Annotated in this window: 23 protein-coding genes and 1 other RNA gene; 11 read left to right on the forward strand and 13 right to left on the reverse strand. The window is 68.5% G+C overall.

Features of this window, described 5'->3' with window-relative positions:
- Positions 1-28: 28 nt before the first annotated feature.
- On the forward strand, positions 29-1,669 hold the full coding sequence (locus O5I81_RS04515) for an MFS transporter (protein ID WP_271067755.1): 1,641 nt from the start codon (positions 29-31) through the stop codon (positions 1,667-1,669).
- Here O5I81_RS04515 and O5I81_RS04520 read toward each other — a convergent pair.
- The 4 genes from O5I81_RS04520 to fba form a co-directional block, all read right to left on the reverse strand.
- Positions 1,666-2,658 (reverse strand): AAA family ATPase, encoded by a 993-nt coding sequence (locus tag O5I81_RS04520; protein ID WP_271067756.1) that lies wholly within the window; start codon positions 2,656-2,658, stop codon positions 1,666-1,668. The two genes, O5I81_RS04515 and O5I81_RS04520, sit on opposite strands and share 4 nt — an antisense overlap.
- Positions 2,655-3,221 carry a nicotinamide riboside transporter PnuC gene (gene pnuC, locus O5I81_RS04525; RefSeq protein WP_271067757.1) on the reverse strand — a complete coding sequence of 189 codons (567 nt, stop codon included), beginning with the start codon at positions 3,219-3,221 and terminating at the stop codon, positions 2,655-2,657. Before pnuC ends, O5I81_RS04520 begins: the two co-directional genes overlap by 4 nt.
- Positions 3,218-3,991, reverse strand: a complete 774-nt coding sequence (locus tag O5I81_RS04530) for a hypothetical protein (RefSeq protein ID WP_271067758.1) — start codon at positions 3,989-3,991, stop codon at positions 3,218-3,220. The genes pnuC and O5I81_RS04530 overlap by 4 nt, the downstream gene beginning before the upstream one ends.
- 195 nt (positions 3,992-4,186) lie before the next feature.
- Positions 4,187-5,269: a class II fructose-bisphosphate aldolase gene (gene fba / locus O5I81_RS04535; protein ID WP_271067759.1), complete on the reverse strand. Its 1,083-nt coding sequence runs from the start codon at positions 5,267-5,269 to the stop codon at positions 4,187-4,189.
- A 176-nt stretch (positions 5,270-5,445) separates the two neighbouring features.
- Here fba and O5I81_RS04540 point away from each other — a divergent pair, with 176 nt between their 5' ends.
- A complete protein-coding gene (locus tag O5I81_RS04540) occupies positions 5,446-6,069 on the forward strand; it encodes a hypothetical protein (protein ID WP_271067760.1) in 624 nt (207 codons plus the stop codon).
- Here O5I81_RS04540 and O5I81_RS04545 read toward each other — a convergent pair.
- The 3 genes from O5I81_RS04545 to O5I81_RS04555 form a co-directional block, all read right to left on the reverse strand.
- On the reverse strand, positions 6,066-6,449 hold the full coding sequence (locus tag O5I81_RS04545; RefSeq protein WP_271067761.1) for a GFA family protein: 384 nt from the start codon (positions 6,447-6,449) through the stop codon (positions 6,066-6,068). The genes O5I81_RS04540 and O5I81_RS04545 overlap by 4 nt on opposite strands.
- Before the next feature lie 50 nt (positions 6,450-6,499).
- Positions 6,500-6,874 carry a VOC family protein gene (locus O5I81_RS04550; RefSeq protein ID WP_271067762.1) on the reverse strand — a complete coding sequence of 125 codons (375 nt, stop codon included), beginning with the start codon at positions 6,872-6,874 and terminating at the stop codon, positions 6,500-6,502.
- 133 nt (positions 6,875-7,007) lie between these two features.
- Complete coding sequence (locus O5I81_RS04555) at positions 7,008-8,201, reverse strand: phosphoglycerate kinase (RefSeq protein ID WP_271067763.1); 1,194 nt, start codon at positions 8,199-8,201, stop codon at positions 7,008-7,010.
- A 26-nt stretch (positions 8,202-8,227) separates the two neighbouring features.
- Here O5I81_RS04555 and O5I81_RS04560 point away from each other — a divergent pair, with 26 nt between their 5' ends.
- Positions 8,228-8,497: a hypothetical protein gene (locus tag O5I81_RS04560; RefSeq protein WP_271067764.1), complete on the forward strand. Its 270-nt coding sequence runs from the start codon at positions 8,228-8,230 to the stop codon at positions 8,495-8,497.
- Here O5I81_RS04560 and gap read toward each other — a convergent pair.
- The 4 genes from gap to tkt form a co-directional block, all read right to left on the reverse strand.
- Complete coding sequence (gene gap / locus O5I81_RS04565; RefSeq protein WP_271067765.1) at positions 8,494-9,501, reverse strand: type I glyceraldehyde-3-phosphate dehydrogenase; 1,008 nt, start codon at positions 9,499-9,501, stop codon at positions 8,494-8,496. The two genes, O5I81_RS04560 and gap, sit on opposite strands and share 4 nt — an antisense overlap.
- A gap of 92 nt (positions 9,502-9,593) precedes the next feature.
- Entirely contained in the window at positions 9,594-10,844 is a 1,251-nt protein-coding gene (gene purT / locus O5I81_RS04570) for a formate-dependent phosphoribosylglycinamide formyltransferase (RefSeq protein ID WP_271067766.1), read from the reverse strand.
- A complete protein-coding gene (locus O5I81_RS04575) occupies positions 10,841-11,572 on the reverse strand; it encodes a hypothetical protein (protein ID WP_271067767.1) in 732 nt (243 codons plus the stop codon). The genes purT and O5I81_RS04575 overlap by 4 nt, the downstream gene beginning before the upstream one ends.
- Positions 11,573-11,676: 104 nt before the next feature.
- On the reverse strand, positions 11,677-13,650 hold the full coding sequence (gene tkt, locus O5I81_RS04580; RefSeq protein ID WP_271067768.1) for a transketolase: 1,974 nt from the start codon (positions 13,648-13,650) through the stop codon (positions 11,677-11,679).
- 122 nt (positions 13,651-13,772) lie between these two features.
- Between tkt and O5I81_RS04585 the strand changes: the two genes are divergently transcribed.
- The 8 genes from O5I81_RS04585 to O5I81_RS04620 all read left to right on the forward strand — a co-directional run bounded on the left by O5I81_RS04585 (position 13,773) and on the right by O5I81_RS04620 (position 21,524).
- On the forward strand, positions 13,773-14,042 hold the full coding sequence (locus O5I81_RS04585) for a DUF4164 family protein (protein ID WP_271067769.1): 270 nt from the start codon (positions 13,773-13,775) through the stop codon (positions 14,040-14,042).
- On the forward strand, positions 14,043-14,375 hold the full coding sequence (gene zapA, locus O5I81_RS04590) for a cell division protein ZapA (RefSeq protein WP_271067770.1): 333 nt from the start codon (positions 14,043-14,045) through the stop codon (positions 14,373-14,375).
- A 230-nt stretch (positions 14,376-14,605) separates the two neighbouring features.
- A non-coding RNA gene (gene ssrS / locus O5I81_RS04595) (6S RNA) lies at positions 14,606-14,767 on the forward strand.
- A 13-nt stretch (positions 14,768-14,780) separates the two neighbouring features.
- Positions 14,781-15,383: a 5-formyltetrahydrofolate cyclo-ligase gene (locus O5I81_RS04600; RefSeq protein WP_271067771.1), complete on the forward strand. Its 603-nt coding sequence runs from the start codon at positions 14,781-14,783 to the stop codon at positions 15,381-15,383.
- Positions 15,383-16,219, forward strand: a complete 837-nt coding sequence (locus O5I81_RS04605; protein ID WP_271067772.1) for a TIGR00282 family metallophosphoesterase — start codon at positions 15,383-15,385, stop codon at positions 16,217-16,219. Before O5I81_RS04600 ends, O5I81_RS04605 begins: the two co-directional genes overlap by 1 nt.
- A gap of 57 nt (positions 16,220-16,276) precedes the next feature.
- The gene (locus O5I81_RS04610) at positions 16,277-16,690 is read left to right on the forward strand and encodes an organic hydroperoxide resistance protein (RefSeq protein WP_271067773.1); all 414 of its coding nucleotides are present in this window, start codon (positions 16,277-16,279) and stop codon (positions 16,688-16,690) included.
- 103 nt (positions 16,691-16,793) lie between these two features.
- Positions 16,794-18,200, forward strand: coding sequence for a hypothetical protein (locus O5I81_RS04615; protein WP_271067774.1), 1,407 nt, complete (start codon positions 16,794-16,796; stop codon positions 18,198-18,200).
- A gap of 69 nt (positions 18,201-18,269) precedes the next feature.
- On the forward strand, positions 18,270-21,524 hold the full coding sequence (locus O5I81_RS04620) for a carboxyl transferase domain-containing protein (protein WP_271067775.1): 3,255 nt from the start codon (positions 18,270-18,272) through the stop codon (positions 21,522-21,524).
- Here O5I81_RS04620 and O5I81_RS04625 read toward each other — a convergent pair whose 3' ends face one another.
- Both O5I81_RS04625 and O5I81_RS04630 read right to left on the reverse strand, forming a co-directional pair.
- Positions 21,525-22,406: an ATP-dependent Clp protease adaptor ClpS gene (locus O5I81_RS04625; RefSeq protein ID WP_271067776.1), complete on the reverse strand. Its 882-nt coding sequence runs from the start codon at positions 22,404-22,406 to the stop codon at positions 21,525-21,527. It lies immediately after the preceding gene.
- Complete coding sequence (locus O5I81_RS04630; RefSeq protein WP_271067777.1) at positions 22,403-22,630, reverse strand: DUF465 domain-containing protein; 228 nt, start codon at positions 22,628-22,630, stop codon at positions 22,403-22,405. Before O5I81_RS04630 ends, O5I81_RS04625 begins: the two co-directional genes overlap by 4 nt.
- Positions 22,631-22,670: the final 40 nt, after the last annotated feature.

The following is a 22,670-nucleotide window of genomic DNA, read 5'->3' on the forward strand; positions in this document are numbered from 1 at the left end:
GCTTTGCGGAAAATACGGGGAGACGGGGATGAGCGACGTGAAGCGGGGCGGAGGCCACCTGACGGTGATCGGCGGGGCGTCGGCGGGGACCATTTTCGAATGGTACGACTTCTACCTCTACGGCTCGCTGGCCGGCTTCATCTCCAAGCATTTCTTCAGCGGGGTCAACGAGACCACGGGCTACATCTTCGCCCTGCTGGCCTTTGCGGCCGGGTTCTTCGTGCGGCCGTTCGGGGCGGTGGTGTTCGGGCGGCTGGGCGATCTGTGGGGGCGCAAGAACACCTTTCTGGTGACCATGCTGCTGATGGGCGGCTCGACCTTCGTGGTGGGGCTGTTGCCGGACTACAAGACCATCGGGGTGGCGGCGCCGATCCTGCTGGTGCTGATGCGGCTGATCCAGGGGCTGGCGCTCGGCGGCGAGTACGGCGGGGCGGCGACCTATGTCGCCGAGCATGCGCCGCCGGGGAAGCGGGGGCTTTACACCAGCTTCATCCAGACAACGGCGACGCTGGGGCTGTTCCTGTCACTGATCGTCATCCTGGGCGTGCGGGGGCAGACGGGGGAGGACGCCTTTGCCGACTGGGGCTGGCGGATCCCGTTCCTGGCTTCGGCCCTGCTGCTGGTCGTGTCGCTGTGGATCCGGCTGCGGCTCAACGAGAGCCCGGTGTTCCAGAAGATGGTCGACGAGGGCCGGGCGGCGAAGAAGCCGCTGAGCGAAGCCTTCGCCGAACCCAGGAACCTGAAGCTGGTGATCCTGGCGCTGGTCGGGCTGACGGCGGGCCAGGCGGTGGTCTGGTACACGGGGCAGTTCTACGCGCTGTTCTTCCTGGAGAAGACGCTGAAGGTGGATGGTTCGCTAGCCAACATGCTGGTGGCGGTGGCGCTGCTGCTGGGAACGCCGTTCTTCATCGTCTTCGGCTGGCTGTCGGACAAGGTCGGCCGCAAGCCGATCATCCTGGCCGGCTGCCTGATCGCGGCGCTGAGCTTCTTCCCGCTGTTCAAGGCCCTGACCGTGGCGGCCAATCCCGCCCTGGCGGCGGCGAGCGCCAGCGCGCCGGTGCGGGTCATCGCCGATCCGGCGGCCTGCGCCTTCCAGTTCGATCCGGTAGGCAAGACCGCCTTCACAAGCAGCTGCGACGTCGCCAAGTCAGCGCTGGCTTCTGCGGGGGTCTCCTACGAGAACGTCGCCGCGCCGGCCGGGACCTTGGCGGCGGTCGAGGTCGGCGGGACGAAGGTCGCGTCCTTCGAGGGGGCGAGCATGCCGACCAAGGCCTTCACCGAGGCCCAGACCGCCTGGCGCAAGCAGCTGGGCGCGGCGCTGAAGACCGCCGGCTATCCGGCCAAGGCTGAGCCTGAGAAGATGAACAAGCCGATGGTGGTGGCCATCCTGTTCGCACTCGTGCTGCTGGTGACCATGGTCTACGGGCCGATCGCGGCGGCCCTGGTCGAGATGTTCCCGGCCCGTATCCGCTACACCTCGATGAGCCTGCCCTATCACATCGGCAACGGCTGGTTCGGTGGCTTCCTGCCGACCACGGCGTTCGCGATGGTCGCGGCGACGGGCAACATCTACTACGGGCTCTGGTATCCCGTGGTGGTGGCCGCGGCGACGGCGTTGATCGGGTTCCTGTTCGTGAAGGAAATGAAGGGCGCGGATATCGACGCCTAGAGGTCCGGCCAGCGTTCGTGGATGGCGGCGACGGCGGTCTCAAAGCGGTCGTTCCAGCCGCCGCTCAGGGTGATGTAGCGGGCGCCGCGACGGTCGAGTTCGGCCCGGCAGAGGTCGAAGAAGCGGCGGCGGGTGTCGTCCTGCGGAAAGTAGCGGGTTCCGTCGTCGACCCAGGGCGCGTCGATGTCGGTCAGCAGGTAGAGGTCGCAGAGGTCGTCGAAGGCCTCGAGCTGAGGCAACGGCCGGCCCACCAGCATGCGTGACCAGACGGCCGTCAGCACCGGGTCGGTGTCGCAGATCAGCAGGCGGTTGGCGGCCCGGGCGGCGGCGGCGACGCCGGCCTGATGACCGGCGGCGATGTGGATCAGGTCCTCGGCGTTGACCTCCGTGCCGAACACCTCGGTGTAGGTGCGGCCGTATTCGGGGGCGACGACGGTGGCGAAATGGTCGGCCAACCGGCGGGCCAGCGTGGTCTTGCCGGTGCTCTCGGGACCGAACAGGCAGATGCGCGGGGTGTACCAGGCGCGGACCGGAGCCGGCAGCATGGACCAGTGGCGGAAGGGGGCGGCGCGGACGGCTGTGCCGCTGATGGCCTGCGTCTCGCGGCCGGGATCGACGGGCACGAAGCGGGCGCCCAGTTCCTCGGCCAGGCGGGCGCCGTAGGGCTCGGACGCGAAGACGACATCGACCGGCTCGGGGTGGGCGTCCTTCGAAATCCCGCGCCAGATGTCCCAGAAGTCGGGGTGATCCTGCGGCTCCTGCGGTACGTCTTCGCTGAAGTGGACGACGCGGCAGTCGGGGTAGAGCTCGCGCATCCAGGCGGCGCGCAGATGGCCGGGGATGGGTTCGCGGTCGAGGCTGCAGACCAGGATGGTGAGATGCTCGCAGTAGGCGCGGGCGAAGTCGCAGAGGTATTGGTGGCCGGCGTGCGGCGGCATGAACTTGCCGAGCAGGAAACCGCGTTGTGGCCGGCCGAAGGGGGCGGTCACGCCGTTGCTCCGGCCCGCAGGGATCGGCGCCATTCCCACAGGCCCCAGCAGGCCATGGCGAGGAACAGGCCGTAGAGGCCGGCGGTCAGGGCCAGGCCCTGGCTGGCGTAGACGCCGATGGCCAGCACATCGACGGCGATCCAGAACAGCCAGTTCTCGAGGATCTTGCGCGACAGCAGCCACTGGGCGGCGATGCTGAGGGTGGTGATCAGCATGTCGGCCGGGGCGGCGCGGGCGTCGGTGAAGGCGGTCAGGCCCCAGGCGGCTATCCCGGCGGCGGCGACGGCGGCGAGGGCTGTCAGCAGCACGGCGCGCCGGGGCAGGCGGGCGATGGGCGGCTCTTCGCCAGCCTTGCCCCTGGCCCACCACCACCAGCCGTAGAGCTGGATGACCAGGAAGAAGACCTGCAGGCCGGCGCTGCCGTAGAGGCGGGCCTGCAGGAAGACGACGAAATAGAGGGCCGTGCCGATCAGACCGGTCGGCCAGAGCCACAGGCTGCGGCGGACGGTGAACAGGACACTGAGGGCCGAGAAGACCGCGGCGGCGATCTCCAGCGGGCTCATCGGCCGACCACGATCGAGGCGAAGTCGCTGGTGAATGACCCGTCCGGCGAGGGCGGCGGGCGCAGCCAGACGGCGGAGAGCATGAAGACACCGCTGACGTCGGCCGGCAAGTCGAGGATGCCGGCGGCGTTGGTCCTCAACTTGCGGCCGGGCTGGCCGGGGACGAACAGGCGGACGGTGTGGTTGGCGCGAGGCCCCTCGGGGGTGACCAGCCGGAAGCGGCGGGGGGCGGGACCCGGCTCGCTGGCCAGGAACTCCAGCCCCTGACCGATCAGGTGCATGCCGCTACGGTCCTCGCCGTCGCAGGTCTCGACGCAGACCAGAGCCTTGGCGTTCTTGACGTAGGTCTCCCGCCACTCGCCCCGCGCCTCGACGGTTTTCCAGGCGGCAAGGACATCAAGACCAGGATCGGCCTCGTCGAAGTATTCGGCGACGTCGATGGAGGCCATGACGATGGGATGGGCCTTCAGCGACAGGGCGACGACCGCCAGGCCCTTGCGCTCGGGCGTGAAGGCGACCTCGAGCGCGCCGGGGGCCGGGCCGACGATGGTCGCCGGCTGTTCGTCGCACATCATGAGGGCGACGAGGTGTGCGACGCGCTCGGGCTTGGGGCCGGTGTCGGGGATGGGGAAGGCCATGCCGCTGGTGAAGCCAAGGGTGACCGGCTGGCCGACCTTGGCGGGGGCGGCTGCGGGCAGGAGCCAGGACTCGTGCGCCGCGGCGGCAGTGGCGAGGAGGCTGGCGATCAGGACGAGCGGGAGGAGGCGCATGGGATCGACTGTATACCTCCCTCCCCGAATGGGGAGGGCAGACGCGCGGTTACGCGCGTCGGGTGGGGAAGTCGGTCCGTGGAGCTCGAAAGTACGCGCTGAGAAGCCTAACCGGCGGGGCCGGTGACCCACTGCCCCACCCGGCGCGCAACGCGCGCCTGCCCTCCCCAATTCGGGGAGGGAGGTCGCATTCGGTCAGGCCGGTTGCAGGCTCTTGTCGATCTTGATCGTCAGTTCGCCGCTCTCGTAGCGCTTGGCCATCTTCGCCGTGCTCAGCGGCTTGATCTTGCCGGCCCAGCCTTCGGCGCCGAACTCCTCGAAGCGCTGCTGGCAGATCTTGCGCATGGCTTCCTTGGCGGGCTTCAGGTAGGCGCGCGGGTCGAACTCGCCGGGCTTTTGCGACAGGACGCGGCGGATGGCGCCGGTCATGGCCATGCGGTTGTCGGTGTCGATGTTGATCTTGCGCACGCCGTGCTTGATGCCGCGCTGGATCTCTTCCACCGGCACGCCCCAGGTCTCGGGCATCTCGCCGCCGTAGGCGTTGATGATCTCCTGCAGGTCCTTCGGGACCGAGGAGCTGCCGTGCATCACCAGGTGGGTGTTGGGCAGGCGGCGGTGGATTTCCTCGATGACGTTCATGGCCAGCACCGCGCCGTCGGGCTGGCGGCTGAACTTGTAGGCGCCGTGGCTGGTGCCCATGGCGATGGCGAGGGCGTCGACCTGGGTCTTCTTGACGAAGTCGACGGCCTGGTCCGGATCGGTCAGCAGGGCCGAATGGTCGAGCTTGCCCTCGAAGCCGTGGCCGTCCTCGGCCTCGCCCATGCCGGTTTCCAGGCTGCCGAGCACGCCCAGCTCGCCCTCGACGGAGACGCCGCAGCTGTGGGCCATCTCGACGACGCGGCGGGTGACCTCGACGTTGTACTCGTAGCTGGCCGGGGTCTTGGCGTCCTCTTCCAGGCTGCCGTCCATCATCACGCTGGTGAAGCCGTACTGGATGGCGGTAGCGCAGGTGGCCGGGCCGTTGCCGTGGTCCTGGTGCATGCAGACAGGGATGTGCGGGTAGATCTCGACAAGGGCGTCGATCAGCCGGGCCAGCATGATGTCGTTGGCGTAGTTCCGCGCCCCGCGGCTGGCCTGGATGATGACCGGCGCGTCGACGGCGTCGGCCGCCTCCATGATGGCCAGGCCCTGTTCCATGTTGTTGATGTTGAAGGCGGGCAGGCCGTAGTCGTGCTCGGCGGCGTGGTCGAGCAGTTGGCGCAGGGTGATGCGGGCCACGGAGTACTCCTTGCGTCGTGTTCTGATTTTGTCGGGCGGGTTTAGACAAGGCCCGCGCCAGAGTCACCCCCGGTGTCACGGATGCGTGATCAAATGATGGGCGGGAACGACCTATCGTGGAGCCTTTCGCGGGCTCGGCGGGAGGCGGGGTGATGGTCAGGCGTTGTGGTCTCCTGTTGATTGCCCTGGTCCTGGCCGGCTGCGCCTCGCAGCCGTCTCTGGCCGGCCTGAAGGGGGTCTGCGTCGGCCGGGAGCCGCGAACGCCGGAAGAGGTCGCCTGGCTCAAGCAGGGCGAAGAGACCAACCGCCGGGAAAACCTTGAACGCGATGCCGCTGGGAAGGCGGAACGCGAGCAGTACGAGCGGGCACAGGCGGCAACAGTGGATGGCGGACGGCTCTACCGGTTTAGCTGGAGCCGGGACCGCGGACGGTTTCGGCACGCCCTGACTCTGGAGGTGAGTCCGTCCGGGCAGGGCGTGCTGCTCGGCGCCAAGGGCTCGCCGGTGGTTGTCGATCCGAAGGATGTGGCCATCATCGAGACGGCGGTCGATTCGGTCGGCGCGGTCGGCTTCGCCCGGGCGACCGACAACCTCATCTGCACTCATCCGGTCTGGGGCAGTTTCGACGCGGCCCGCAACGGTGTCGGCCAGACGGCCTACGCGAGCGACTGCGGCCTGTTCCAGGCCGGGATCAGCGAGGCGCGAGAATTTCTGATGGAGCTCGCCGAGGCCCATGGCGGTCCTGTGGTCGAGGAAGAGCCCCTGCAGACCATCGCCATGCTCTTCGACTGCCCGGACTAGAGCCCTTCCTGCGGCAGGCCGTCGGCGATCTCGTAGTAGTCGCCCTTGCTGCCGACGAAGATGTGCTTGCTCAGCTTGAGGCCGGTTGGTCCGTCCAGCGCGCCCATGGCGAAGGCGATGCTCTTGCCATGGACCGGGTCCCAGAACAGCTGTGAGCCACAGGTTCCGCAGAAGCCGCGGCGGACCTTTTCGGAGGAGGCGTACCAGCGCAGCGCGCTGACCTCGTCCTCGATGGTCAGGGCCTCCTTGGGCACATCGGCCGAGGCCCAGAAGTGGCCGGAGGCCTTGCGGCACTGGCTGCAATGGCAGGCGTCGGAGTGGTCGATGACCGCGTCGGTCCGGAAGCGGACCGCGCCGCAGAGGCAGGAGCCGGTATGCATGGTGTTCCTCAAAGGAACGGCGCCGGGGCGAGCCGGCGCCGCTGTGGCGACTACATCCTGTGCAGGGCGCAGAGCTTGTTGCCGTCCGGATCGCGCAGATAGGCGAGGTACATCTTGCCGGTGGCGCCTTCGCGCACGCCGGGCGGGTCTTCACAGGTCGAACCGCCGGCGGCGACGCCAGCCGCATGCCAGGCATCGGCCTGGGCCGCGTCCTTGCAGGCGAAGCCGATGGTGCCGCCGTTCGGCGCGGTGGCCGGCTCACCATTGATCGGCTTGCTGACCGAGAACACGCCGGTCGGGGTCATATAGAAGATGCGGTGGCCATCGACGTGGGCCGGGGGAACCCCCAGCGTGCCGAGCAGGGCGTCGTAGAAGGACTTGGCGCGGTCCAGGTCGTTGGTGCCGATCATGATGTGCGAAAACATGTGGTCTCTTCCCCTTGGTTGACGGCGCTGGCTGAAACAAACGCTCGTTCGAATCCGATCTTGAAGGGAAGACCGGCGCCGGCGCAACCACTCAAACTTTCCGCCCGCTTCACGGGGTGAGAGTCTGGACGGATCAGACCTGCAACGCCTCGACGCCCGGCAGTTCCTTGCCTTCCATCCATTCGAGGAAGGCGCCGCCGGCGGTGCTGACGAACGTCATCTCGGCCGCGACGCCGGCATGGTTCAGGGCCGCGACGGTGTCGCCGCCGCCGGCGACGGCGATCAGCTTGCCGGCCGTGGTCAGCTCAGCCGCGTGCTTCGCGGCCGCGACGGTGGCGGCGTCGAAGGGGGGCAGTTCGAAGACGCCGAGGGGGCCGTTCCAGATCAGGGTGGCGGAGGCGTCCATGGCGGCCAGCAGGCGCTTGGTCGTCTCGGGACCGGCGTCGAGGATGCTCTCGTTGGCGGCGATGCTGTCCAGGCCCTGGACCTTGTGGGCGGCGTTCGCCTTGAACTCGGTGGCGGTGACGACGTCGACGGGAAGGAGGAGTTCGCAGCCGGCCTTTTTCGCCGACTCCATGATCTCGCGGGCGGTGTCGCCCAGGTCGTGCTCGCAGAGGCTGGCGCCGACGTCGATGCCTTGCGCGGCCAGGAAGGTGTTGGCCATGCCGCCGCCGATGGCGAGGCGGTCGAGCCTGGTCACCAGGTTGTTCAGGAGGTCGAGCTTGGTCGAGACCTTGGAGCCGCCGACGATGCCGAGCACCGGGCGCTTGGGGGCGCCCAGCGCCGCGTCGAGGGCCTCCAGCTCGCGCTGCATGGAGAGGCCCGGGTAGGCGGTGAGCAGGCGGGCGACGCCGTCGGTCGAGGCGTGGGCGCGGTGGGCGGCGCTGAAGGCGTCGTTGACGTAGAGATCGCCCAGGGCCGCCAGTTCGGTGACGAAGGCCGGGTCGTTCTTTTCCTCGCCGGGATGGAAGCGCAGGTTTTCAAGCAGGGCGACGCCGCCGTTCTCGAGCCTGGTGATCACGTCGTAGGCGGGCTTGCCGATGCAGTCGTCGCCGAACAGGACCGGCTGTTCGAGCAGGGCCGACAGGGGCTTGGCGATGGGGGCCAGGCTCATCTCTGGCACGCGCTTGCCCTTGGGCCGGTCGAAGTGGGCCAGCAGGATGGTCTTGGCGCCCTTGGTCGACAGGTAGTGGATGGTCGGCAGCACGGCGCGCAGGCGGGTGTCGTCGGTGATCGCCCCGTCGGCCATCGGGACATTGAGATCAACCCGGACCAGGACGCGCTTGCCGGCGAGGTCGGCGGTTTCGAGGGAGCGGAATCGGGTCATGAGTTTAGACTCAGCGAGGAAAGACGATGGACAACGAGCTTCAAATTCGAGTCTTCACCGAAGATGCGGAGGGTCTCCACGATCATGGCGATCCTAAACTAAGCGCATTCGGCGGCATACTTCCGCAGATTGGTGATGAGATCGGGCAATTTGATCGATGGATCGGCGACCCCACTCAAACCGGAGGAAACTGCATGCTCGTCGTGAAGCGGCGAGTGTTCATCCGAAATGAGTGGGTCGTCCTGATCTGCGATGTACGTGCTTGCACAACCGTCGAGTACGAACTGTTCCCTTAGAGGAACTTCGCCATCACCAGCGCGGTGTCGCTCATCCGCGTCGCGAAGCCCCATTCGTTATCGTACCAGGTCAGGACCCGGGCCAGCTTGCCGTCGACGACCTGCGTCTGCGGCAGGGCGGCGGTCGAGCTGGCGGCGACGTGGTTCAGGTCGATGGAGACCAGCGGGTCGTTGGTGGTGGCCAGGACGCCCGACATCGGGCCATCGGCGGCGGCCTGCAGGGCGGCGTTGATCTCTTCGGCCGTGACATCGCGGCCGGCCACGACCTTCAGGTCGACGACCGAGACGTTCGGCGTCGGCACGCGGATCGAGGAGCCGTCCAGCTTGCCCTTCAGTTCCGGCAGCACCAGGCCCAGCGCCTTGGCGGCGCCGGTCGAGGTCGGGATCATGCTCAGGGCGGCGGCGCGGCCGCGGTAGAGGTCCTTGTGCATGGTGTCGAGCGTCGGCTGGTCGCCGGTGTAGCTGTGGATGGTGGTCATGTAGCCGCGCTCGATGCCGAACAGGTCGTGCAGGACCTTGGCGACCGGGGCGAGGGCGTTGGTGGTGCAGCTGCCGTTGGAGACGACGATGTCGTCGGCGGTCAGGGTCTCGTGGTTGACCTTGTAGACGATGGTCTTGTCGGCGTTGTCGGCCGGGGCCGAGACGAGGACGCGCCTGGCGCCGGCGGTCAGGTGAGCGCTGGCCTTGTCCTTGGACGTGAAGATGCCGGTGCATTCGAAGGCGATGTCGACGCCCAGGGCCTTGTGCGGCAGGTTGGCCGGGTCGCGCTCGGCGGTGACCTTGATCTTGCCCATGCCGACGTCGATCCAGTCTTCACCGGTCGTCACCGTGCCGGGGAAGCGGCCATGGACGCTGTCGTAGCGCAGCAGGTGGGCGTTGGTCTCGACGGGACCCAGGTCGTTGATGCCAACAACCTCGATGTCCGTGCGGCCATGCTCGGCGATCGAGCGGAGAACGAGACGGCCGATACGGCCAAAGCCGTTGATGGCGACGCGGATGGTCATGGGTTTTGGGCTCCCGCCAACGATGTTCTGAGTTGGCGGGGGGTTTTGCGTTTGGGGGGCGGGAAGTCAACCCTTACGGGGGTCAAGGAGGGTTACGGGATGTGACGCTTTCGCGATCCTTCTCCCGCTTTCCGGGAGAAGGAATCCGATGATTTGACGACGCGAACCTTGCCGGCCGCTTCCGTCGCGCGGGCCCGCGCCTCATCCGTGTCGTCTCCGCGCGCGATCGCGACGCCCATGCGGCGGCGTTCGAAAGCTTCGGGTTTGCCGAACAGGCGGATGTCCGCGCCGGGGACGCTGAGTGCCTGGGCGACGCCCTCGAAGCCGACGCCGGTGGCGTCCATGCCACCGTAGATCACCGCGCTGGCGCCGGGGCGTTCCAGCGTGACGTCGACCGGCAGGCCGAGGATGGCGCGGGCGTGGAGGGCGAATTCGCTGAAGGTCTGGGTGGCGAGGGTGACGAGGCCCGTGTCGTGCGGGCGGGGGCTGACCTCGCTGAACCAGACGTCGTCGCCCTTCACGAACAGCTCGACACCGAACAGGCCTCGCCCGCCAAGCGCCGCCGTGACCTTTCCGGCCATGTCGCGCGCGCGTTCCAGGGCGAGGGGACTCATCGCCTGGGGCTGCCAGCTTTCCACATAGTCGCCCTTGACCTGGCGGTGGCCGACGGGGGCGCAGAAGCTGGTCTGGATGTTTCCGGCCGCATCGAGGGAGCGGACGGTCAGCAGGGTGATTTCGTAGTCGAAGGTGATACGGCCCTCGACGATGACCTTGGCCTCGGCGACGCGGCCGGCCGACAAGGCGTATTCCCAGGCGGCGGCGACGTCGAAGGGCGTCTCGACATAGGACTGGCCCTTGCCGGAGCTGCTCATCACCGGTTTGACGAAGCAGGGGAAGCCGACGGCTGCGGCGCCGGCTTCCAGCTCGGCCTGGCTGGTGGCGAAGGCGTAGGGGCTGGTCGGCAGACCCAGCTCCTCGGCGGCCAGGCGGCGGATGCCCTCGCGGTTCATGGTCAGCTGGGTGGCGCGGGCGGTGGGGATGACGGTGGCCAGGCCATCGGCCTCGATGCGGGCCAGCTCGTCGGTGGCGATGGCCTCGATCTCCGGCACGATCAGGTGCGGGCGCTCGGCTTCGACGAGGGCGCGTAAGGCGCTGGCATCGGTCATCTGGATGACGTGGCTGCGGTGGGCGACCTGCATGGCCGGGGCATTGGCGTAGCGATCAACGCCGATCACCTCGACGCCGAGCCGTTGCAGCTCGATGACGACCTCCTTGCCGAGCTCACCGCATCCGAGCAGCATCACCTTGACGGCGTTGGGGGCGAGGGGCGTGCCGAGCTTCATTGGTAGTTTTTCGCTTTCTTGGCGGCGTCGATGGCGTCGGTCAGGGCCGGCTTGGCGCCGCGCTTGCGCAGCTCGTCGGTCTTCATGACGACCGTCTCGCCGCAGGCCTGAACGACATGGGGCAGGTTGGTGGGGGCGATGGCGACGCCCTGCTGCTTGGCGTCGATCCAGAGGACCAGGGACAGGTCGCCGTCGAGGACATCGTCGCAGTCGCGGTCCGCCCGTTGGGCTTTGGCGGCGACGCGGTAGAAATCGAGCAGCGCGGGGGCCTTGGTGGCGCCGATCTGGCTGCCGTCTCCGGCGTCGATCAGTTCCTCGGGCTGGATCAGGTCGGCGGGCAGATAGTCCGCCCAGTTGATGGGCCTGCCCGTGCCGAGGTCATAGGTCAGGGCCAGCTGGCCGAGGCTGGGATGGGCCCCGCCGCATTCGGCGTAGTCGCTGGCGACCAGGCTCAGGAAGGGCTCGCCGGTCATCGGGGCGGTGATGGCGCGCTCGTAGGTGTTGGGGGCCTTGCCGCAGTCCTTCATCGCCTTCTTGGCGCGGGCGTCGGCGCGGGTAAGGGCCTGATTGATCCGCTCGATCTTGGGACCGGCCGGGCTGACGATGCGCGGGAAGGCGTCGGTGCTCTCGCCGAGCGGGTTCTGGCCCTGCAGGCCGATGCCGCCCGCGGCGAGGGCGGGCGCGGTGATGGCGGCGGCGGCGAGGAGGGCGAGGGTCAGGCGGCGCATGGTTGTTTCCCGGTCCTTGGTGGCGCGGGTCGTCTGGGGCCGGTGCTGCCCTCATCCGACCCCCTTCGGGGCCCACCTTCTCCCGGCGAGCGGGAGAAGGGAAGTTATTGCGTCAGCTTCGCCTTGGCCGCTTCAGCGACGGCTTCGGCGGTGATGCCGAATTCCTTGTAGAGCCGCTCGAACGGCGCCGAGGCGCCAAAGCCGGTCATGCCGATGAAGACCCCGTCCTCGCCGATGAACCGCTCCCAGCCGAACTTCACCGCCGCCTCGACGGCGACGCGGACTTTCGACTTGCCCAGCACCTGCTGACGGTAGGCGGCCGGCTGCTGCTCGAAGAGTTCCCAGCAGGGGGTGGAGACCACCCGCGTGCCGATGCCGCCGGCTTCCAGGATGCTGCGGGCCGACATGGCGACGCCGACCTCGGTGCCGCTGGCGAAGATCGTGACCTGGGCCTCGCCGGTGGCGGGGGCCAGTTCGTAGGCGCCCTTGGCCGACATGTTCTCGGGCGCGAAGGTGCGGCCGACCGGGGTCTTCTGGCGCGACAGGGCCATGATCGACGGCGTGGCCTTGTGCTCCAGCGCCGACTTCCAGCATTCGGCGGCCTCGACGGCGTCGGCCGGGCGGAAGACCAGGAGGTTGGGCATGGCGCGCAGGGCGGCCAGGTGCTCGACCGGCTGGTGGGTCGGGCCGTCTTCGCCCAGGCCGATGGAGTCGTGGGTCATGACGTGGATGACGCGAACCCCCATCAGGGCGCCCAGACGGATGGCGGCGCGGCTGTAGTCGCTGAAGACCATGAAGGTGCCGCTGAAGGGGATGACCCCGCCGTGCAGCGCCATGCCGTTCATGGCCGCGGCCATGCCGTGCTCGCGCACGCCGTAGTGGACGTAGGTCCCGGCATAGTCCGGGGCGTCGAACGGCGTCATGCCCTTGACGTAGGTGTTGTTGGAGCCGGTGAGATCCGCCGATCCGCCGATCATCTCCGGGATGGCGGGGGTCAGCTTGGCCAGGGCCGAGCCGCTGTGGACACGGGTGGCGTTGGCGACCGGCTCGTTGAGCAGGTCGGCGATGTAGGCGTCGATGGCCTTGAAGGCGTCCTTGGGCAGGTCGCCCTTCATGGCGCGGGTGAAGTCCGCGCCCCTGGCGTCGGCCTTCAGGCGGGCGTCCCATTTGCGGCGGGCGCCGGCGCCCTTGCGCCCGGCCTTCTTCCACTCGGCGGCGATGTCGTCGGGGATTTCGAACGGCGGCAGCGGCCAGCCCATGGCCTGGCGGGCCAGGGTGGCTTCCTCGTCGAACAGGGAATAGCCGTGGCCGTGGACGTCGCCTTCCTTGGGCCCGGCGCCCTTGGAGATCTTCGTCTTGCAGGCCAGCATCACCGGCTTGTCCTGCCTAGTCGCCCAGCGCATGGCGGCGGCGATCTTGCCGTGGTCGTGGCCGTCGACCGCCTTCACCGCCCAGCCGGCCGCCTTGAAGCGCAGCTGCTGGTCGCCGCTTTCGGAGATGGTGGCGGCGCCGTCGATGGTGGTGTTGTTGTCGTCGAAGATGACGATCAGCTTGTTCAGCTTGAGGTGCCCGGCCAGGCTGATGGCCTCCTGGCTGACGCCCTCCATCAGGCAGCCGTCGCCGGCGATCACCCAGGTGCGGTGATCGACCAAGTCATCGCCATAGCGGGCGTTCATCGAGCGCTCGGCCATGGCCATGCCGACGGCGGTGGCGATGCCCTGGCCCAGCGGACCGGTGGTGGTTTCGACGCCCGGGGTGTGGCCGTACTCGGGGTGGCCCGGGGTGGCGCTGCCCCACTGACGGAAATTGCGGATCTGATCCATCGTCACCGCCTTGCTGCCGGTGAGGTGCAGCAGGCTGTAGATCAGCATCGAGGCGTGGCCGGCCGACAGCACGAAGCGGTCGCGGTCGGCCCAGTCGGGCTTGGCCGCGTCGTACTTGAGGAATTTGGTGAACAGCACGGTGGCCACATCGGCCAGGCCCATCGGGGCCCCCTGGTGCCCCGATTTGGCCGCATGGACCGCGTCCATGGAGAGCACGCGAATGGCGTCGGCCATCTTCACGGGACTGACGGACATGGGGGACTCGCTTTTGCTGCCGGTTTCCGGGCGGTTCGCACGGGAAGGCCTTTGGCGCAACCCGCCTTCCGGTCTTCGCCCGACGCAGTCTATAGAGATCGTGTGATCAAGGAGCGCGACGAATGAGCGGAGAGTCGGAGGGCGGGGCCCTCGACCTGGCCGTGCGCCGCCTGGAGCGGGCGCTGGGGGTGTTGGAGCAACGGCTGAGCGAACGGGTGCGCGAAGCCGGCGCCGAGGCTGGCGGCCTGTTCGACGCGGACCGCGCGCGCCTGGCCTCCGAGCTCGATGCGTCGCGGGCCCGGGAGCGGGCCTTGGAGGAGGCCGGGGCGCAGGCGTCGGAGGCGCTCGGCCGCGCCATCGGTGAAATCCGTTCCGCCCTGGGAGAAGGCTAGATGGGCCAGCTCAATGTGACGGTGAACGGCAAGCCCTTCCTGGTCGGCTGCGAGGATGGCCAGGAACGCCACCTGATGGATCTCGCCGCCGCCTTCGACCAGCAGGTTCGGGCCGTCGGGCAGGAGGTTGGCCAGCTGGGCGAGACGCGGCTGTTCCTGATGACGGCGCTGTTGCTGACCGACGAGCTGTCGGACCTGAAGCTGCGACTGACCCACATGCAGAACGAGCTGGCCAAGGTGCAGGCCGAACAGGCGCGGGTTGAGATGAAGGCGGCGGCGGCGCTGGAGAACGCGGCCAAACGCATCGAGAAGCTGGGTAGCGGCGAAGGCTAGCGCCGCAAATCCTCCTTCGGCAGGCCGCAGGCCTGACGGGCGAGGGGGACCGCCGCCGAAGGCGGTGGTGGAGGGGGCAGCACCGGCGGATGCGGGCTGATCCTGAAGGCAGCTGTTACAGCCGCACCAGAACGCTCTTCAAATCGGACGGGCCGGCGCTGCCCCTCCACCACGCGCCGAAGGAGGATTGCCTTGAGATCGCCACCCCAAGCGCCTACCTTAGCCCTCGGCGGTTGCTGCGGTTCATGTCGGAAGCGATCTATCCTTCTGACCTTAATTCTCTCGAAGGGAGCTGTCCCTGTCCGTGGCCGTGGCTGCGAGCATATGGCGCCCACCTGGTTATCCGGGTCTGAGGGGATAAAACAGTCTTTCACGGTCCTCGCGGCGCCGCCACCTTAAGCTCAAATGACCACCGACCCCATCCTCGACGCCAAGAAGGCCGCCCTGCGCATCGAGGCCCGCCGCACGCGCAAGGCGTTGCAGGTCCAGCACCCCGAAGCCGAATGGATGATCGCCGGCCGGGCCGATGAACTCCTCCACAGCGTCAGCCTCGGGCCCGGCGTCGCCGCCCTCTACAAGGCCCTGGGCGCCGAGATCGACCCGCGGCCCCTCGGCGAGGCGTTGATGCGCAAGGGCTGGCGGCTGGCGCTGCCGGCCGTGATCGACCTCGAAGGGCCGCTGGAGTTCCGCGCCTGGGCGCCGCGCGACACACTGGCGCACGACCTCGCCGGCCTGCCCGCGCCACTCGACAGCGCCCCGCCGGTCGCCCCCAGCCTGATCCTCGTGCCGCTGCTGGCCTTCGATCGCCGTGGGCATCGCCTCGGCCAGGGCGGCGGCTTTTACGATCGCACCTTCGAGGCCCTGCGCCGGTCTCCCCGGCCCCCCCCCTTCGTCGGCCTGGCCTATGAGGGCCAGGAACTGGACACCATCCCGCATGGGCCGCATGACCAGCCGCTGGATGGGATTCTGACCGAGGCGGGCTATACTGCGGCCCGAAAGGACATTTGATGCGTATCGCTTTTTTCGGGGATGTCGTCGGCCGGGCCGGCCGTGACGGACTCTCCGACCACCTGCCGGATCTGCGCCGCCGCCTGTCGCTCGACTTCGTGATCGTCAACGCCGAGAACGCCGCCGCCGGATTCGGCATCACCGAGAACACCGCCCGCGAGCTGTACGAAGCCGGGGCCGACTGCCTGACCCTCGGCAACCACAGCTGGGACCAGAAGGAAGCGTTGACCTACATCGTCCGCGAGCCGCGGATGATCCGGCCGGCCAACTATCCGATCCTGTCCGACGCGCCTGGCCGGGGCAGCAACCTGTACGTCCTGGCCGACGGGCGGCGAATCCTGGTCACCAACATTCTCGGCCGTGTCCACATGGACGCCATGGACGACCCCTTCGCGGCCGTGAACCGCGAACTGGACACCGCCCCGCTGGGCATCGTCGCCGACGCCGTCGTCGTCGACATGCACTGCGAGGCGACCAGCGAGAAGATGGCCATGGGCCACTTCTGCGACGGCCGCGCCAGCCTGGTGGTCGGCACCCATACGCACGTGCCCACGGCCGACGCCCAGATCCTGCCCGGCGGCACCGCCTACCAGACCGACGCCGGGGCCTGCGCCGACTACAACAGCGTCATCGGCAACGACAAGGAAGAGCCGCTGCGCCGCTTCACCACCAAGATCAGCCAGGGCCGCTACCGCCCGGCCGAGGGCGAGGCGACGGTGTGCGGCGTCTATGTCGAGACCGACGACCGCACCGGCCTGGCCAAACGCATCGAGCCGATCCGCATCGGCGGGCGGCTGAAGGAAACCGTGCCGCAGGTCGCTCTGGTCAACGCCTGAAGGTTGTCCGGCGGCGGGACGTCCCCATCTTGAGGGCTTCACCTTGCAGGAGCCCCCATGACCGACCCCATCTACACCGCCAAGGCCCACGCCGTCGGCGGCCGCGCCGGCACGGCCAAGTCCGATGACGGCCATCTGGACGTCAAGCTGGGCTATCCGAAATCCATGGGCGGTGACGGGTCGGGGACCAATCCCGAGCAGCTGTTCGCGGCCGGCTACGCGGCCTGTTTCCTGGGCGCCCTGGGCCTGGTGGCGCGCGGCGCCGGGGTCAAGCTCGGTGAGCATAGCCTCGACAGCGAGGTCGATCTGATCAAGGACGACACCAGCTTCCACATCGGCGTGCGGCTGACCCTGACCGCGCCGGACCTGGACAAGGCCCAGGCGGAAGACCTGCTGCACAAGGCGCACGAGGTCTGTCCCTATTCGAAAGCGACGCGCGGCAATGTCGAGGTGACTCTGGCGGTGGCCTAGCCTCCCACCGGACTGCCCGGCGGCGTGACGGACGTCACAGCTGGGCGCCGGCCAATGCGCGCAAATTCGAGTCTCTTCAACCCTAGGGAACGGGAGACTCGCCATGTCCCTGCGTCGTTTGCTCAGCGTCGGTGTCGCCGTGGCGGCGCTGATCACCCCCAGCCTCGCGGCGGCGGCCCCGGCGGTCGATCCTCGAGACAAACCGCGCCCAGACGTGTCCGGCAGCCTCTGCCCGAGTTGGGACCCGCAGGTCCTGAAGCCGGGCGACGACGTCCATGTCGGCTCAATCAAGCGTAGCCGCTGCCATATCGCCCACCTGCGAGACTTCGCCGCCGCCGACCGCACCGATTGGCCGGAGGTGCGGGTGACGACCCGGGAGCTGGCCCGGTTGTACGAGGCCCGAGCGGGGCGCCAACAGGCCTGGATCGACGGCTCGACCCTGTTCACCAGCGGAGCCAGCCTCGGCTACATCGGCAGCACCGGGGTGTCGGGCACGATGACGCTGTCCTACCTGGGCGCGGCAGCCTTGCTCCCGGTCCTGACATCGCAGTTCGTCGCCCACGAGCCGACGCGAGACCTCTACCACGCCGGCGCGATCGGCCTGTCGCAGATCGCAGCGCGCTATGAAGGCTTGTGGGAGATCAGCGACACACTCGACCGTTATGCGCTGGGCAGCGTCGATGCGGACGCAGGCGCGGTCGAGGTTTTGCGGAGCGCGAGCAATGCATGCGGCGAGGTGCCCCACGCTCTTGATCTGCTCGACGGCGCCTTGAACGGGGGGGCCGAAAGCAAGGCGCTCCTCGAGCAGGCGAAAGTCCTCTACCTAGCCTGCGAACAGTACCAGGGCGATTTGCGAACCTTGGCGTCGCAGCGGGCGGCGCTCCGCCTGGCCTTGAGAAGGGCGACCGTCAGCTACGCCACCGACGTCATTGCCCTGGATTCGCTGATCATGCAGGCGGACCGGCAACTGCGGGCCACGCCCTTGAAGGCGCTCACCACCATGGCCGCCAGCCCGTTCAACTCGGCGAGCACCCTGCTGACGGGCGACAACGGCCAGGCGGCCATCGCCAAGCTCAAGGCCCAGGAGGTGTTCGGAGACCTCAGCATGACGCTGTCGCCGATCCGGCTGCGTCCGACACCGACGCCCGCGTCTCGGGATACGGCCCTTCCGCTGGACAGTCTGTTCGCCATCGAAGCCGGTCTTTCCAAGGTGATCGCCGCGCCGACCAAACCCAAGGGTGCAAAGGCCACAAAGGCCGAGGCGGCGGAGGCGAAGGCCAAAGCGGCGGGCGACAGGGCGTTGGCGAAGGATGCGGCCAAGCTTTTGCGAAGCGCCGCCCGCGAGCTCATCGCCGCCCGCAGCCTGGTCACGGATCAGTTCGTGCTCATGGCCCTGGCCGACAAACTGGTCGCTTCAACGGCGCTGGACTTCAGCTGCGACATCAAGAGCCGCAAGGTGAAGGTGGTCCTCGACGGTCCCAAGCCGCCGCCGACTCTGGAAAACAAATAGCCGTTTCCTCTCCCGGTCCGGCCGCTATGGTGATCTCGAACGACCGTATAAACCGGCCTCCGAGGATCCATGGCTTTCAAGCGCCTGCTCATCGCCAATCGTGGCGAGATCGCCATCCGTATCGCCCGGGCGGCGGCCGGTCTTGGCCTGACCAGCGTGGCGCTCTACGCCCGGGACGACGCCCAGAGCCTGCATGTCCGCTCCGCCGACGAGGCAATCGCCCTGACCGGCAGCGGCCCGGCGGCCTATCTCGACGTCCCGGGCGTCATCGCCGCGGCCCGGGCCGCCCAGTGCAACGTCATCCATCCGGGCTACGGCTTCCTGTCCGAGAATGCCGCCTTCGCCCGCGCCTGCGCCGCGGCCGGCATCGTCTTCATCGGTCCCTCGCCGGACGCCCTGGAAACCTTCGGCGACAAGGCCGCGGCCCGGGCCCTCGCCGCCCGTCTGAACGTGCCGCTGCTGGCCGGTACCGGGGCCATCGAGGCGGCGGGGGCCGAGCGCTTCCTGGCCGAGCACGGGGCCATGATGCTGAAAGCCGTGGCCGGCGGCGGCGGGCGGGGCATGCGGATCGTGCGGCCCGGCGACGACGTGAAGGCCGCCCACGCCGCCTGTTCGCGCGAGGCCCAGGCGGCGTTCGGCGACGGGGCGGTCTATGCCGAATGGCTGGTCGACAACGCCCGCCACATCGAGGTGCAGGTGGCCGGCGACGCGGCGACCTGCGTGGCCGTCGGCGAGCGCGACTGCTCGGTTCAACGCCGCCATCAGAAGATCATCGAGATCGCCCCGGCGCCGGCCCTGGGCGAGCGGCTGCGCGCCGCCCTGCATGAGGCGGCGGTGAAGCTGTGCAGCGCCAAGCACCTCAAGGGCCTGGCCACTGTCGAATTTCTGGTCGATGCCGCCTCCGGCCGCTTCGCCTTCATCGAGACCAACGCCCGGCTGCAGGTCGAGCACACAGTCACCGAAGAGGTCACCGGCCTCGACCTGGTGCAGATCCAGATCAACCTCGCCGCCGGCGCCTCCCTGGCCAAGCTGGGCCTCAGCGAAACACCGCCCTTCAAGGGCGCCGCCATCCAGGCGCGGGTCAATCTGGAGACGCTCAACGCCGACGGTTCGGCTCAGCCGGCCGGGGGCCTGATCCGCGCCTATGAGCCGCCGACCGGACCCGGCGTGCGGGTCGATGGTTTCGGCTATGGCGGCTATGTCACCAGCCCCAGTTACGACAGCCTGCTGGCCAAGGTCATCGTCCGCGCCTCGGACCATGCGGGGGCCGCCGCCAAGACCGCCCGCGCCCTCAAGGAATTCCGTCTCGAAGGCATCGACAGCAACATTCCCCTGCTGCGCGCCTTGTTGGCCGAGCCGGCGGTTTCGCAAGGCCGGGCGACGACGCGGTATCTGGAGGAGAACCTCGAACGGTTGCTGGCCGAGGCCGAGGCGCTGTCTCCGGTCGAGGCCTCTGAGGTCGCCCTGGCCGAGGAGGCCGTGATCGAGGCCTTCGAGGAACTGGCCGGCGCCGAGGCCGTGCCCGCGCCGCTACAAGCCACGGTCGGCCAGATCGCGGTGTCCGAGGGCGACCTCGTGCGGCCGGGCCAGACGGTCGCCATCCTCGAAGCGATGAAGATGGAGCACGTCGTTGTCGCTCCGGTCGGCGGACGGGTCGAGCGGGTGGCGGCGGAACGGGGACAGACCCTGCTCAAGGGCCAGCCGCTGCTGTTCATCTCGGCTGAGGATATCGAGGGCCTGGAAGCGGATGTTGAAGAGGCGGGCGATCCGGACGGTATTCGCCCCGACCTGCAGGAGGTCATCGACCGTCATGCCTTCACCCTCGACGCCAATCGTCCGGAGGCGGTCGCCAAACGCCGCCGCACCGGCCATCGCACAGCGCGGGAGAACATCGACGACCTGGTCGATCAGGGCAGCTTCGTCGAGTACGGCGCCCTGGCCATCGCCGCCCAGCGCCGCCGCCGCACGGTCGAGGACCTGATCGCCAACACGCCGGCCGACGGCATCATCACCGGCATCGGCACGGTCAACGGCGCGCTGTTCTCGCCTGAGAAGGCGCGGGTCGCCGCCCTGGCCTACGACTTCACCGTGCTGGCCGGCACGCAAGGACACTTCAATCACAAGAAGACCGACCGGCTGCTCGGCATCGTCGACGAACAGAAGCTGCCCGTCATCTGGTACGCCGAGGGCGGCGGCGGGCGGCCGGGCGACACCGACGCCATCGGGGTGGCGGGGCTGGACGTCACCACCTTCGGCAAGATGGCCGAGCTGGCCGGCGAGGTGCCCAAGATCGCCATCGTCGCTGGCCGCTGCTTTGCCGGCAACGCCGCCATCGCCGGGCTGTCGGAGGTGCTGATCGCCACCAGGGACTCCAACCTCGGCATGGGCGGGCCGGCGATGATCGAGGGCGGTGGCCTGGGTGTCTTCAAGCCTGAAGACATCGGCCCCGCCGCCACCCAATGGGCCAACGGCGTCATCGACATCCTGGCCGAGGACGAGGCCCACGCCACGCGGCTGGCCAAGCATGCCCTTTCGATGTTCCAGGGCGACCTCGCCGAATGGACGGCGCCGGACCAGCGGGACCTGCGTCGGGCCATCCCGGAGAACCGCCTGCGGGTCTACGACATTCGCGCCGTTATCGAGGGCCTGGCCGACGCCGGCTCGTTCCTGGAGCTTAGGCGCGGCTTCGCGGCCGGCATGGTCACCGGCTTCATCCGGATCGAGGGCCGGCCCATGGGGCTGATCGCCAACGATCCCAAGCATCTGGGCGGCGCCATCGACTGTGACGGGGCCGAGAAGGCCGCCCGCTTCCTGCAGCTGTGCGACGCTTTTGACCTGCCGCTGGTCAGCCTCTGCGACACCCCCGGCTTCATGGTCGGACCGGAAAGCGAGGACGCCGGCGCGGTTCGCCGGGTCTCGCGCCTGTTCGTGGCCGGAGCCAAGTTCGGGCCGCCCCTGTTCACCCTGGTTCTGCGCAAGGGCTATGGGCTGGGGGCCCAGGCCATGGCCGGCGGCGGCTTCCATTCCCCCAACTTCATCGCCAGCTGGCCGACCGGCGAGTTCGGCGGCATGGGTCTCGAGGGGGCGGTCAAGCTCGGCTATCGCAAGGAGTTGGAAGCGGAGACCGATCCGGCCAAGAACAAGGAGCTGTTCGACCGGCTGGTGGCCAACATGTACGCCCGCGGCAAGGCGACCAGCATGGCGGCGGCGCTGGAGATCGACGCGGTCATCGACCCGGCCGATTCCCGCCGCTGGGTGATGGCTGGGCTGCAGAGCGCGAAGAAGCGCCGCAAGCCGGAGCGGCGCTGGGTCGATATGTGGTGATCAGGCGAGAGTGACCAACTCTGCCTGCAGCGGAAGATCGGCGTCCTTCGCCCGTTTGAGCAAGGCTGTCAGCTTCTCCTGCGCGACCTCGGCCGAGAAGGCGCCGCACACGGCCGCCCCCTCGCGGTCCACGGTGAGCATCACCCGTACCGCGTCGACATGATGCAGGCCGAAGATGTCCTCCAGGGCGGAGACCACGAACGCCATGGGCGTCTTGTCGTCGTCGAGCAGACGCACCTGCACCGGGCCCTCGCAGGGAAGCGCGATGTCTCTGGCTGCGGAGTCGGCGATGGCCTGGTATTCTTCGCCGGCGCGGGGAGCGTTGCGGGCAAACTTGATCAGTTCCTTTTCCGGGCCGAGGGGGACTTGAGCCGCTACCCTGGCCATCCAGGCGCGTCCTTCGTCGTTCCGGGAACGCTCGAAGCAAACCAGAGCCATCAGGAACTGCCCCCAAACGCTTTCCGGGTCGAGCCGCAGAGCCTCGGCCAGCCGGCGATCAGCCTCCTCAAGTTCGCCTGTCTTGAAGGCAGCGTGACCGAGACTGGTCAGCGCGATTACCCTCGGAGAACCTGAACCCAATGGTAGGCCCAGGCGGATGAACCCGTTGAGTCCAGGCCAACGCGCCAGCTGATCGAGGAACCTTTGGGTGTGCGCCTGGGCGACCGCATAGTCCTCTCTGGCAAGCGCCAGTTGGCCGCGCCTGAGTTCCGTCGGCAGATGGCGATGCAGCAGATAGGGCAGGGCGCCGAAGGTCAGGCCGACGCCGACAAGCAGGAACGGCGAATGGTGGTCGAGCGTCACCGCCAGCCCGAAGATCAGGCCGATGGCCAACAACACGAGATAGACGACCCTCGCGAGGAGATCGCCAAGCCATCGCTTCAAGCCAACAGATCCGGAGTCAGCATGTTCTCCAGCTTTACGATCTGGTCGCGCAGGACCAGCTTCTGCTTCTTGAGCCGGGCGATCTGAAGCTGGTCGGGCGTCGGCATCTGGCCGAGCGCCTCGACGGCCGCGTCGAGATCCTGGTGCTTCTGCCGCAGTTCCAGCAGCTGGGCCCGGATCTCGACGTTGGGCATGGGGATCATTTCCCCGTCGTTGTCGGCCATCCACCGTCCCCAAACGCAAATCGCAGGCTGCCGAGTCTAG

It is taken from the genome of Caulobacter sp. NIBR1757 (genome assembly GCF_027912495.1).
Taxonomy (GTDB): Bacteria; Pseudomonadota; Alphaproteobacteria; order Caulobacterales; family Caulobacteraceae; genus Caulobacter.

Coding starts and splice junctions, on each gene's coding strand:
- O5I81_RS04515 (WP_271067755.1), top strand. CDS start 29: ATGAGCGACGTGAAGCGGGGCGGAGGCCACCTGACGGTGATCGGCGGG.
- pnuC (WP_271067757.1), bottom strand. CDS start 3,221: ATGAGCCCGCTGGAGATCGCCGCCGCGGTCTTCTCGGCCCTCAGTGTC.
- O5I81_RS04530 (WP_271067758.1), bottom strand. CDS start 3,991: ATGCGCCTCCTCCCGCTCGTCCTGATCGCCAGCCTCCTCGCCACTGCC.
- O5I81_RS04545 (WP_271067761.1), bottom strand. CDS start 6,449: ATGCATACCGGCTCCTGCCTCTGCGGCGCGGTCCGCTTCCGGACCGAC.
- O5I81_RS04550 (WP_271067762.1), bottom strand. CDS start 6,874: ATGTTTTCGCACATCATGATCGGCACCAACGACCTGGACCGCGCCAAG.
- O5I81_RS04555 (WP_271067763.1), bottom strand. CDS start 8,201: ATGACCCGATTCCGCTCCCTCGAAACCGCCGACCTCGCCGGCAAGCGC.
- O5I81_RS04560 (WP_271067764.1), top strand. CDS start 8,228: ATGGACAACGAGCTTCAAATTCGAGTCTTCACCGAAGATGCGGAGGGT.
- gap (WP_271067765.1), bottom strand. CDS start 9,501: ATGACCATCCGCGTCGCCATCAACGGCTTTGGCCGTATCGGCCGTCTC.
- purT (WP_271067766.1), bottom strand. CDS start 10,844: ATGAAGCTCGGCACGCCCCTCGCCCCCAACGCCGTCAAGGTGATGCTG.
- O5I81_RS04575 (WP_271067767.1), bottom strand. CDS start 11,572: ATGCGCCGCCTGACCCTCGCCCTCCTCGCCGCCGCCGCCATCACCGCG.
- tkt (WP_271067768.1), bottom strand. CDS start 13,650: ATGTCCGTCAGTCCCGTGAAGATGGCCGACGCCATTCGCGTGCTCTCC.
- O5I81_RS04585 (WP_271067769.1), top strand. CDS start 13,773: ATGAGCGGAGAGTCGGAGGGCGGGGCCCTCGACCTGGCCGTGCGCCGC.
- zapA (WP_271067770.1), top strand. CDS start 14,043: ATGGGCCAGCTCAATGTGACGGTGAACGGCAAGCCCTTCCTGGTCGGC.
- O5I81_RS04600 (WP_271067771.1), top strand. CDS start 14,781: ATGACCACCGACCCCATCCTCGACGCCAAGAAGGCCGCCCTGCGCATC.
- O5I81_RS04605 (WP_271067772.1), top strand. CDS start 15,383: ATGCGTATCGCTTTTTTCGGGGATGTCGTCGGCCGGGCCGGCCGTGAC.
- O5I81_RS04610 (WP_271067773.1), top strand. CDS start 16,277: ATGACCGACCCCATCTACACCGCCAAGGCCCACGCCGTCGGCGGCCGC.
- O5I81_RS04615 (WP_271067774.1), top strand. CDS start 16,794: ATGTCCCTGCGTCGTTTGCTCAGCGTCGGTGTCGCCGTGGCGGCGCTG.
- O5I81_RS04620 (WP_271067775.1), top strand. CDS start 18,270: ATGGCTTTCAAGCGCCTGCTCATCGCCAATCGTGGCGAGATCGCCATC.
- O5I81_RS04630 (WP_271067777.1), bottom strand. CDS start 22,630: ATGGCCGACAACGACGGGGAAATGATCCCCATGCCCAACGTCGAGATC.